At 53.1% G+C, this 256-nt stretch carries 1 pseudogene; it reads left to right on the top strand.

Features of this window, described 5'->3' with window-relative positions:
* Positions 1 to 18: 18 nt before the first annotated feature.
* Positions 19 to 256, top strand: a pseudogene (locus AC3XQU_RS24290) (hypothetical protein); the annotation flags it as partial.

Raw genomic sequence — 256 nt, 5'->3', positions numbered from 1 at the left:
AGAACAGTAGGCGACTCAGTGTCCACGGTCGGATTTGCCAGTGGTAATCCTATTTATCCTTACTTGCGTCATAAAGAGAATGGGCAGGTTTACTACTTACAGACACAGCTTGGATTTACCCCTGTCGAACAGGGCGGCGGCGCCGGCCAAGCCTCTAACAAGATTAAATACGGCTGGGATGGGCAAGGCCGTGGTATGCGCGTTCAGGTCGACACCTCCGACATGGGGCTGCAATGGGGGGAGATGAACTTTTACC

The sequence above is a fragment of the Telluria sp. AZSoR62 genome, assembly GCF_058111565.1.
Note: the sequence above shows the minus strand (reverse complement) of the source record. Positions and strands in the feature narration are given on the sequence as shown.